Below are 9,997 nucleotides of genomic sequence, written 5' to 3'. Positions count from 1 at the left end.
GACTTACACATATTGAGTAAGTTAATATTTAGTCAAGAGTTACACGAAATGAGTAAGTGGGGTGTTAATAATGGTATTAAAAAAACTAAGGGATGAGCGACTAATCCAAGGAAAATCACAAACCTTTATGGCAAAGAAATTAGGTTATAAATATGCCAGTGGCTATGCAAATATCGAGATGGGCAGAACAAAGCCGAGTCTTGAAAAAGCAAAACAAATTTCCGAAATACTTAACGTTGATGTAAACGAGCTTTTTTTTGAGAATGAATTACACATTTCGGGTAAAAATATTACTGCATAAGGAGGTTCCTACCCTATGGGATATAAAAAACTAACTGTTCAAGGTGTAGCTGAGTATCTAGGTGTTCACCCTGATACTGTCTACACTATGGTAAAAGAAAAGCAAATCCCACATTTTAGAGTTCGTCGCCGCATTCTTTTTAGTGTTGAAACAATCGACGCATGGATTAAAGAACAGGAAGTGAAAATCATTAAGGAGGCAATATAAAAGCCACCATTTATATAAAAACTTATATTAATTAATTTTAATATTACTAGTTTAGCAATTCACAATACTAGAACCATTTTGGTACAAAAAGGAGATGATCATATGACCTTTGGTACACACTTGGCCGAAGGGAGAAAGAGACGAAAACTATCTCAACAGGATGTTGCAATAGAAGTCCCTTGCTCACGAGAAAGTATTTCAAAGTATGAAACAGGTGAACGTCAATTACCTAAAGATATGTACGAACCAATTCTTAAAACACTAGATGACCCAGAAACATATTTCCACGGATGGAAAGAAACATCAGGATACGTTAGCATCCCTTACTTCGATGGGGATTACATAAATCATCAACCGTTAAACATGCTTTATCTAGCAAAATTAGAATCTGCAGAAGCGCTTGAACATTTGAAAAACATCAGATGGGAAAAGCCATCAAACGCTCTTACTGAAGAAGAAAGAGAAGATGCAAGAAAGGCAATGAAAGAAGTACTGGATGCAGCTGCATCGATGGTCAACTTAGTTGCTGCATTTTGTAGAGAGTATCGTTTTTCTATGAAAGATATATTCAAAGTTTGGCATGTTAGTTTGAAGTCTCGAAGGTATAAGAAATAGACGAAAAAAGCGAAGTAAAGGAGTGTTCTTATGAAAAATATAGATAAATGGCAAGAAATCATAGTGCAGGTAAGAAAGTTACCACAAAGTAAGCAAAATGAATTTCTGTTTTATACACTCGGAGCTATGAAATCGAATTTTGAATTTAAGAATGTAAAAGAAAAATCTGTTATTGATGCGTGTGTGCTTTCTTTGAAATTAGTAAATGAAGGCGAAGAAAGAAGGAGAATTTCTTTATGAAAAATCCAATATAAAAGCAGCAAGTGCGGGCACACTCACTGCTCAAGGGATATTACCTAAAAAATTCTACCTTAATTCTAACATGCATAAGTTAGAACGACAAGACTAATAAGCTCTTGTCGTCATAACTAGGAGTGTTTTCCCCCTAATATCAAGAGTTTTTCCCACTCCTGGTTATGACGATGTGAACTTGTTACTAATACATATGCAAATATAGGACAAGCTATGCATCAAATTTTATAAAAAAGGAGGTTTTAATTATGCATCCATCATTTTATCAAGCTTCAATTATCGTTTTATTTTGTCTGGTGAGCTTAGTTATTATCTGGTTTTCAATGGATGAAAAACAAAAAGAATAGGGGAGGAAACATGCTATTCGAAATTGATTTTACAGTCAAAATAAAAAGCAATTTCAAAACCATCTACTCGGCAATTGTGTTTGCAGACACAGTTAGAGAATGCAGAGCAGAAGCAAATGAAATCGCTAAGAATGTACTTAATAAAAAGTATAAAGAAATCAGATTCTTTATACAAGAATTTATTGCTTGAGAGGAGAAATAGCATGGCTAAATTCAGGATGGTTCATACAGAGTTTTGGGATGATCCAAAGGTCGTTGAGGAAATGACTCCGGAAGATAAGTTCTTTTTCCTTTATCTCCTTACAAACTCAAATACTACTCAAATCGGTATCTATCAAATTACCAAAAAGCAAATGGCTTTTGATATGGGTTACTCCATAGAAAGCATTAATGCTTTATTAGAAAGATTTACGAAGCATCACAAAATCGTCTTATACAACAATCAAACAAGGGAGATCGCTATTAAAAATTGGGGTAAATACAACTTTAATCGTGGTGGTAAACCAGTCATTGATTGTGTAAAAACTGAGTTGAAAATGGTTAAGGATATCTCATTGATTAAGTTCGTAGGTGAACGAGTCGAGAAAAAAGATATTAAAAAATTATACGAATCGTACTACGTAACGTCTAACGATACCTCAGAAAATGAAGAATCCAGTAATGACAAGGATTTTGACGATACGTCCAACGATACGCCGACGATAAGTGGACAAGAAGAAGAAAAAGAAGAAGAAAAAGAAGAAGAAAAAGAACAACAACAAGAAGAACCATCTGTTGTCGATGCGGCCGATTTTTATCAGCAAAATTTTGGAGTGTTAAGTCCTTATATTGGTCAATGTATCGATATGTGGGAAAAAGACACTAGTCCAGAAATCGTTATTGAAGCAATGAAACGTGCACTTAAAAATCAAAAGAAATGGAATTACGCTGAAGGGATTCTTAAGGGATGGGTTAATCAAAATGTTAAATCACTCTCAGATGTCATTGCTTTAGATAAAGAATTTGAAATGAGAGGTGGAAACAGTGGCAAAAACAATCCAAGAAGTGATGGAGTCATTGAAAAACCGAATGGAAACTCAATCACTGGAGGACAAGTCGGACGATTACGCACAAAACAAGGAAACTCCGAAGTGCCCGAAATGCAAAGACCAGATGGGGTTTATTGAAGTTAGGAATGGAAATGAAGTATGGGTTCGATGCAGCTGCATCAAATGGAGAAGGGCTCAAAATTTGATGAAAGCTAGTGAAATCACAGATGAATTCAAAAAACTTGGGTTTAAAAACTTCATCACAGATGGTAAGCCAGGCATCATCAAAGAGGTATACAATGCTGCACTTGAGTATTTTCAAGAATACGAATCTATAAAACACGAAAGGCATAACAGCATTGCTTTGCTAGGTCAACCAGGTGCAGGTAAAACACATTTGCTAACTGCTATCTCAAATAACCTAATGACAAGATTGCATGTACCTGTTCTTTATTTCCCTTACGTAGAAGGATTTAACGATTTAAAGGACGATTTCAATGAATTAGAAATCAAACTTGACCGCATGAAAAACATTGATGTTCTGTTTATTGATGACTTATTCAAACCTGTTAGAGGTAAACCAAGGGCAACTGAATGGCAAGTAGAGCAAATGTATTCAATTATCAATTATCGTTATTTGAACTATAAACCAATTCTTATCTCATCCGAACTAACTGTAGATGAAATAGTGGATATTGACGAAGCTCTTGGAACGAGAATTTTTCAAATGTGCCGGGATTACATCGTAGTCATTAAGGGAGATCGCAAAGTCTTGAATCACAGATTGGTAGGTGTTTAATATGTGCAATTTATGCAAAGGAAAAAGGGTTGTTCATGATGATACCCAAGGAACAATTTTATTCCAAACATGTCCTAAGTGTGGACCATACACCCAAGAGGAACAGGAAGCTCGTTCTGCATACCTCAGAGAAAGGCTAAGGCAGCATGAAATTCGTTTAGGGATTAAATCAGCATGAATTATCCTCTCTGGATAACTTTGGAGTACACGATGTTCTATAAGTCCTCTAAATCACTTGGATATACAAAGAACATTACAAGTGAAAAAGACTTTATTGAGTTTATTGATAGGATTCAACTTGAACAATCGATGGTAAATGACTTGAAAATTAATAACAAGTCTTATCCTGTTTCTGACCTTACACCAATTTTTGAAAAGGTAAAACAATTACAGAAGGAGGAAGCAATATGAAACAAGGTAAACGTCCTACAAGAAATCAAAAAATGTTAATTAAACAAGTTGGGTTAAATCCTAACAATTGGCTAATTGTTAAGAATCTACAACATGAGCATGAATTACATATTGCTCATCGTGAAACTGGAAGATTAAGAGTAATTCCCGCGGTGTAAAACATGAGAATACAAGAATTAAGGGATCCAAGGCAAAAAATTTATATCGCTCTCTTAGAATTAAATTTATCTTGGTCAAAGCGTGAAGTTGGGAAGTTTCAAAAGAAATGGCATGAAGGTGATTCCATCATTGAACTTGCTGACTATTTCTACAGACCAGTCGATGAAATTGCTCTATTGATAATAGACTTGGCTCATTATGGTTACTTGTTACCAAGGAGTAACGGATTGAACTCTTCAAAAGAACAATCAATACAAAAGAAATTCAAATCTTCTAGGAACCGATATTATGAATCACTTGTTGATTTTGATTTCTGTTGGGATGAAAAAGAAGTGTCGGAGTTTATACGATTGTGGACAAGCAATTTATCAATCTTAGAAATTGCTAAACATTTTGATAGACATGTTATTGATGTAGCGATTCTTATCATCGACCAAACTCGAAAAGATAAGATTTTCCCAAGAAAGCATGGTTTGTTTGGAAAGGATGGTGAAATGAGTGAAATTATTACAAAGCGTGCTTCTTGAACGAATTAAAAGGGAACCTCTTAAGGTTAGGGCTGAACTGATTAACGATAGCACAATGGATTATAAATTAAAGTCACAAATTATTGCACTAACTTATGTTTATGAAAAGGAGGAAAACCATGAAAAATTCACTTCACGGTCCAGTTAAAGTTTCTTATCTATCTCCTGAAGAGCTAGAGAAATATCGAAATAAGCATAAGAAAAAGCCGTTCGGAAAACAGCCTAGACAAGCAGATTGGAGATGGCCGCAAAATAGAAAGGATGGTAACAATGAATTATTCTAAAATGCCATTAATTCAACTTCATGAACTTTGCAAGAAGAATGACCAACTGGCACTCAATGAATACAAAAGACGTTGGGGAGCCGATTGGCCGAATGTTGGAATTCCAGCTGCAGTTTTAATCAAACATAAAATTTCATAAAAAAAACCAGGAATCAACCTGATCATAATTAATACGCTCAAATTAATTATATCAAGGAGTGGTCCTGGTGAACAGACTTAAAAACTTAGAAGTATGCGAAGAAACACTTCAATTAACTGAATTACCAAAGATAGAAGAAGATAAGGTAATCGTTATGATTTTAGATGGCTTCCAAGGTAAAGCTAGAGCATTTGAAGCTGTACACCACGGAAAAACCATTATTGAAACAGCTAAAGGAAAAGCCTTCAAAGTCAGTTTTGACGAGGGAGAGCTCTTTTAAATAATCGATGAAACCATAGGAGGAAAAGGTATGAGTCTTTCAAAATTACGTTCATTTTTATATAAAACAGCTAGATTTGTAGGAGATGTAAATGCAGTTAAACAGGGAACTGTGCATAAGCGAATTCAAAAGAGAATGATTGGTAAAGCGACGCGAAAACTTTTCTAAGGAGAGTGAATTGCTGTTGGGTAAGAAGAATCCAGTAATCATAAAAGCTCGGCAAGAAGGTTATAACGATGGCTTTAAGGTTGGATTTGAGCAAGGTATAGTTCAAGGTCGTCAAAGTGCAACATACATCCTTGCTACTAAATTTGATGGTCTCAACAAGGTTCCTGGTATAGGACCTAAGCTATTAGATAAAATCGTTAAGCATTTTGGAAAAGAATATTTTCAGGAGGTGCCACATGAATATAGAGAAGCTGTTCGAAATGCAGAAGATTCTTGATGAACGGATTGAACAAGAACACCCAGTTAAAGTTGGTGAAAATAGATTTTCAAAAAAGATTTTAGCTTTACAAATTGAAATTGGAGAACTAGCAAATGAATTACCCGAGATATTTAAATTTTGGGCAAATAAGAAAAATAAACCTGATAATGCCTTAAAAGAATATGTCGACGGTTTGCATTTTCTTTTATCAATAGGTAACGACTTAGATTTTAGAAAATGTGAGATATGGGAAATGGCATATGAAAAGACGTTAGAGAATCAATTTAATGAAGTGTTTAGAAAAGTAAATGCATTATATTTTTTGAATCGAGTTAGTGCTATTGGACTTAATGATTATGAATGCACTTTGGCTAGTTATCTTACTTTAGGTAAAGCTATTGGCTTTGAATGGAATGAGATTGAACAAGCATATACAGATAAGAATAAAGTGAATCATCAAAGGCAGGATAACGGTTATTGAGATCTTAAAGAAAAAAGGAAATAAGTGAGATGGTAAAAATGAAACGGATACTGAATTATGTAGGTTCAAAGTGGAACATGGCAAGTTGGATAATTTCTCAAATGCCAGAGCACAACGTGTATCTCGAACCTTTCTTTGGAAGTGGTGCAATATTGTTTAATAAATCCCCTTCGCGAATAGAAACTGTAAATGATATTGATGGTAATATCGTTAATTTGTTTAAAGTAATACGGGAAAAACCAAACGAATTAGCAAGTGCAGTTGAATTAACACCTTACAGTCGAGAGGAATATAACCAAACATTTGAAAAGCTTGGACAAGAAATATCAGATGTTGAAAGAGCAAGAGTCTTCCTAATTCGTTGTTGGATGGCCAGAGGAGGAAAAACATCGGATAAAACAGGATGGAGGCATAATATTGACATATCAACTGTTAATGCTTTACCTGATTGGAATGGGCTACCTGGTACAATTCTTGAAGCTACAAAACGATTAAAGAAGGTGCAAATTGAAAATCAGGATGCAATTATTTTAATTGAGAGATACAACCGGGAGGATTGTTTGATTTATGCTGATCCACCTTATGTATTAGAAACACGTACTAAACGTCATTATGCTCATGAAATGGATAATGAGCAACATATAAGTTTGCTAGAAACTCTAAATTCACATAAAGGATATGTGATACTTAGTGGGTATGATAGTAATTTATACAATGAACTATTGGTTGGATGGTCTAAGGTAGCAAAAATGGCAAAAACTGAGGCTGCAACTGTAAAACAAGAAGTACTTTGGTTAAATCCAGCTATTACTGAAAGGAATAGACAAATGAATATATTTGAAGTTATTTAGTACAGAATTCAAATGAAAACTGTAGAAAGGAGAAGTTAATATGAGTGGTTTTTAAAAAATAATGTGGAGTTATTTCCACTCCACAAAAGAAGGTATTCGTAATTTTCCAAGCTTAGTTAGATTTCTATATTTCACACGACATTTAATAGGTTCAATGAAAAAGAACTTGTCATTTTCAGAGTTCACTTTATACATGGAATATAACTTTTTACGTTCGACTGGTGATATAAATTCCATTAATCCCGCAGGTTTACCATCTAAGAATGATAGCAATACACCAAATTTATCTTTAAGTAATCCAGTAATGTAAACATCTTCATACATATAGTTGATTACTTTTAACCAATTGTATGAACGTTTACCTATGTCATAAACTGAATCAGACTTTTTTAAAACAATACCTTCAAGGCCATTCTGTTTAACTAAATCAAAATAAGCATTACCTTTACCTGATATCCATTGTACAACTGTGATACTAGGATGGTTAGAAGGAATTATTTTGTTTAGTAAATCCTTTCTATCAAGTAAGGATAAGCTATGAACTTTTACTCCATTATGCTGGATAATATCAAAAACACAGTATTGAATAGTGTAAGGAACATTTTTTGATCTAAATCGTTCCATGGTAGCTTCAAAATCAGGCTTACCATTTTCATCTGGGACAACAATTTCACCATCAAGAACAGTTCCATTTGGTAAGTCTATATCAGTTAACTCTGGATAAAGAGCAGTGACTTCATTGTTATGTCTTGTATAGATTTTAACTTTATCATTAAATTTAGTCCAAAGAATACGAATACCATCTAATTTTAACTCTGTGATATAAGAATCATCATCAAACGGATGATTAGATTTTTGAAGTAACATTGGTGATATAAACATAAAAAACACCTCATGTTAATTTTATCATTAAAATTGTTGTGAATTTACTGGGAAATGGAGTTAATTCAAACTATAAGTTAATAAGGGGATGGGAAGAATGATGGATAAAAATTGTCTATTTTTCTGTCAATATTGTGGAGTGCCTCAAAGTATATCAAACTATGTGATTCAGTATTATTTTATTTTATGTGGTGTAGACCAATTTTACTGTTCAAATTGTAAGTCAATAAACAAATTAAACCAAAACGAATTAAGTTCATTAATTCGGGAAGTAAGGTAAGAGACCGTAACCATGGCTCTTATAATCTTCTTCATCAAGACAAATCATCAGAAATATGATTAGCATATTATCTTCCTATCACAAAGGAGTAATAACATTTATAATTTAACTATAAATATAATCCTTGTCACAAAATTAATATTTTAAAAGAAGTCCAAGACCGAAAGCGTGAGGACACTAATCATTGCAGCATTAAATGGCTGTTTGATTAGTGTCCTCTTTATTTTTATACAAAAAAAGTATGAGAAATAAGGAGGAGTTAACATGGAACAGTTATTACCTGAGATCAATCGAGAAGAAACGAAAAAAGCAGTAGAAGCTGCATTAGAAAAATACCGTATCTTCAAATTCTCGGTACCAGAAGAAGAGTTACCTAAACTTACGCAAACATTCTCATTTTTACCTCCATCTCAGACAAATCAAAATCATTCACAAACAGAAAGTATCGCAATAAAGAATGCAGATTATGAAAGAACAAGTAAGCAATTTATTACTAAGGTTCAGCGAGCTGTAAATCGTTTATCTTATCACGAAAGAGCGATCATAATCAAAAGATACATGGAGGATGAAGATACCTTTGATTACAATGTTTATTTAGATTTACACATGAGTGAAAGAAAGTACTATCGCGTTAAGGGTAAGGCGCTTTTAAGACTTGCTGTAGCATTAAGGATTGAGGTTTATGAAGAACAAGAGGAGGCTTGTTAAATGAATTATGTACAACCCATTAGAGACCCTGAGAAAATTGAAAAGATGAAGGAGTTTTTAAGACAAGAGAACGAACGTAATTTTGTTATGTTTGTTCTCGGAATTTCAACAGGTTTAAGGATATCAGATATATTGAAATTAAAGAAAGAGGATTTGCTCCAATCTCATATCAATATAAAGGAAACTAAAACAACAAAGGCAAAGAGAATTAAGATACCTGGATATATCAAAAAAGATATTATGCCTTATGTAAAAAAATTAAATGATGGTGATTATGTAATCAAAAGTAGACAAGGGGAAAACAGAGCAATAGACCGTTCAACAGCTTATAGAATATTAAGAAATGCAGCTGAACATATTAGATTATCTGAAATCGGCACTCATACACTTAGAAAAACCTTCGGTTATCACTTTTATAAAAAAACAAAGAATATTGCCTTGCTTCAAGAATTGTTTAATCATTCAGACCAACATATTACATTGCGATATATTGGAATCAACCAAGATGCATTAGACGAAGCGATGGACAAGCAAATCTTTTAATTTTTTTCTTATAACTACAACATAAATTGCACTTGCGTGCACTCATTTTATTAATATGTTTTAATGCAGTAATTTCAAGGGATTGGCGATTTGGGGGAGTGCAACAGTCTATGTTTTATAGTGTACTTAAAGAAATATAGGAGGAATGTAAAGTGAACATTGAACAAGCAAGGAATAAAATAAAGGAGTTAGAGAATTTTATAAAGATGGTTGAAAATTATGGAGCTGATACATTCGAAAAGGAAGCAATTAAATTATATGTACTAAAGGAAAATGTGACGATTGTAGCAAATGAGTTGAATAAAAAAGGATATAGAGTGGGGAATCGAAAAGTAGTTGGAAAGGATGTCTCCGATATTATAAGATTAAAACCGACCGATGAAATGCATTCATTAGCAACAAAGATGTTTGGTAAGAACATAAAAAGAGTTGTTAGAAGATAATTATAAAGGGTCTTCTAAATTGATGGCGTAATC

21 protein-coding genes are annotated in these 9,997 nt (G+C 33.5%); 20 read left to right on the top strand and 1 reads right to left on the bottom strand.

Features of this window, described 5'->3' with window-relative positions; all coding sequences use genetic code 11:
* Window positions 1–70 precede the first annotated feature (70 nt).
* From HU235_RS16515 to HU235_RS16435, 17 genes are all read left to right on the top strand, one after another.
* Window positions 71–301, top strand: a complete 231-nt coding sequence (locus HU235_RS16515; protein WP_174880912.1) for a helix-turn-helix transcriptional regulator — start codon at window positions 71–73, stop codon at window positions 299–301.
* Between the two features lie 15 nt (window positions 302–316).
* Window positions 317–508 (top strand): helix-turn-helix domain-containing protein, encoded by a 192-nt coding sequence (locus HU235_RS16510; RefSeq protein ID WP_174880911.1) that lies wholly within the window; start codon window positions 317–319, stop codon window positions 506–508.
* Between the two features lie 102 nt (window positions 509–610).
* Entirely contained in the window at window positions 611–1,123 is a 513-nt protein-coding gene (locus HU235_RS16505; protein WP_174880910.1) for a helix-turn-helix domain-containing protein, read from the top strand.
* A 30-nt stretch (window positions 1,124–1,153) separates the two neighbouring features.
* Entirely contained in the window at window positions 1,154–1,363 is a 210-nt protein-coding gene (locus HU235_RS16500) for a hypothetical protein (protein WP_174880909.1), read from the top strand.
* Window positions 1,364–1,732: 369 nt separating this feature from the next.
* The gene (locus tag HU235_RS16495) at window positions 1,733–1,912 is read left to right on the top strand and encodes a hypothetical protein (RefSeq protein ID WP_174880908.1); all 180 of its coding nucleotides are present in this window, start codon (window positions 1,733–1,735) and stop codon (window positions 1,910–1,912) included.
* A 13-nt stretch (window positions 1,913–1,925) separates the two neighbouring features.
* Window positions 1,926–2,888, top strand: coding sequence for a DnaD domain-containing protein (locus HU235_RS24905; RefSeq protein ID WP_217451454.1), 963 nt, complete (start codon window positions 1,926–1,928; stop codon window positions 2,886–2,888).
* A complete protein-coding gene (locus HU235_RS16485; protein ID WP_174880913.1) occupies window positions 2,770–3,549 on the top strand; it encodes an ATP-binding protein in 780 nt (259 codons plus the stop codon). Before HU235_RS24905 ends, HU235_RS16485 begins: the two co-directional genes overlap by 119 nt.
* A gap of 210 nt (window positions 3,550–3,759) precedes the next feature.
* Window positions 3,760–3,960 carry a hypothetical protein gene (locus HU235_RS16480; protein WP_174880907.1) on the top strand — a complete coding sequence of 67 codons (201 nt, stop codon included), beginning with the start codon at window positions 3,760–3,762 and terminating at the stop codon, window positions 3,958–3,960.
* A complete protein-coding gene (locus HU235_RS16475; RefSeq protein ID WP_174880906.1) occupies window positions 3,957–4,118 on the top strand; it encodes a DUF6906 family protein in 162 nt (53 codons plus the stop codon). The genes HU235_RS16480 and HU235_RS16475 overlap by 4 nt, the downstream gene beginning before the upstream one ends.
* A 3-nt stretch (window positions 4,119–4,121) precedes the next feature.
* Complete coding sequence (locus HU235_RS16470; protein WP_174880905.1) at window positions 4,122–4,646, top strand: hypothetical protein; 525 nt, start codon at window positions 4,122–4,124, stop codon at window positions 4,644–4,646.
* Window positions 4,647–4,765: 119 nt separating this feature from the next.
* Entirely contained in the window at window positions 4,766–4,930 is a 165-nt protein-coding gene (locus HU235_RS16465; protein WP_174880904.1) for a hypothetical protein, read from the top strand.
* Window positions 4,917–5,069 carry a hypothetical protein gene (locus HU235_RS16460; protein WP_170944202.1) on the top strand — a complete coding sequence of 51 codons (153 nt, stop codon included), beginning with the start codon at window positions 4,917–4,919 and terminating at the stop codon, window positions 5,067–5,069. Before HU235_RS16465 ends, HU235_RS16460 begins: the two co-directional genes overlap by 14 nt.
* Window positions 5,070–5,136: 67 nt before the next feature.
* A complete protein-coding gene (locus HU235_RS16455; protein WP_174880903.1) occupies window positions 5,137–5,349 on the top strand; it encodes an XtrA/YqaO family protein in 213 nt (70 codons plus the stop codon).
* A gap of 30 nt (window positions 5,350–5,379) precedes the next feature.
* Complete coding sequence (locus tag HU235_RS16450) at window positions 5,380–5,517, top strand: hypothetical protein (RefSeq protein ID WP_170944204.1); 138 nt, start codon at window positions 5,380–5,382, stop codon at window positions 5,515–5,517.
* A gap of 16 nt (window positions 5,518–5,533) precedes the next feature.
* Entirely contained in the window at window positions 5,534–5,794 is a 261-nt protein-coding gene (locus HU235_RS16445) for a hypothetical protein (protein WP_174880902.1), read from the top strand.
* Window positions 5,754–6,257: a dUTP diphosphatase gene (locus tag HU235_RS16440; protein ID WP_174880901.1), complete on the top strand. Its 504-nt coding sequence runs from the start codon at window positions 5,754–5,756 to the stop codon at window positions 6,255–6,257. The genes HU235_RS16445 and HU235_RS16440 overlap by 41 nt, the downstream gene beginning before the upstream one ends.
* A gap of 29 nt (window positions 6,258–6,286) precedes the next feature.
* On the top strand, window positions 6,287–7,108 hold the full coding sequence (locus HU235_RS16435; protein ID WP_174880900.1) for a DNA adenine methylase: 822 nt from the start codon (window positions 6,287–6,289) through the stop codon (window positions 7,106–7,108).
* A 69-nt stretch (window positions 7,109–7,177) separates the two neighbouring features.
* Here HU235_RS16435 and HU235_RS16430 read toward each other — a convergent pair whose 3' ends face one another.
* Window positions 7,178–7,990 (bottom strand): ATP-dependent DNA ligase, encoded by an 813-nt coding sequence (locus HU235_RS16430; RefSeq protein ID WP_174880899.1) that lies wholly within the window; start codon window positions 7,988–7,990, stop codon window positions 7,178–7,180.
* A 544-nt stretch (window positions 7,991–8,534) separates the two neighbouring features.
* Between HU235_RS16430 and HU235_RS16425 the strand changes: the two genes are divergently transcribed.
* The 3 genes from HU235_RS16425 to HU235_RS16415 all read left to right on the top strand — a co-directional run bounded on the left by HU235_RS16425 (window position 8,535) and on the right by HU235_RS16415 (window position 9,964).
* On the top strand, window positions 8,535–8,978 hold the full coding sequence (locus HU235_RS16425; RefSeq protein ID WP_174880898.1) for an ArpU family phage packaging/lysis transcriptional regulator: 444 nt from the start codon (window positions 8,535–8,537) through the stop codon (window positions 8,976–8,978).
* Complete coding sequence (locus HU235_RS16420; protein WP_174880897.1) at window positions 8,979–9,521, top strand: tyrosine-type recombinase/integrase; 543 nt, start codon at window positions 8,979–8,981, stop codon at window positions 9,519–9,521.
* 152 nt (window positions 9,522–9,673) lie between these two features.
* Complete coding sequence (locus HU235_RS16415) at window positions 9,674–9,964, top strand: hypothetical protein (RefSeq protein WP_174880896.1); 291 nt, start codon at window positions 9,674–9,676, stop codon at window positions 9,962–9,964.
* Window positions 9,965–9,997 lie beyond the last annotated feature (33 nt).

It is taken from the genome of Metabacillus niabensis, from assembly GCF_902829255.1.
GTDB lineage: Bacteria > Bacillota > Bacilli > Bacillales > Bacillaceae > Metabacillus > Metabacillus niabensis.
This window is presented reverse-complemented; position numbering and strand designations above follow the sequence as displayed.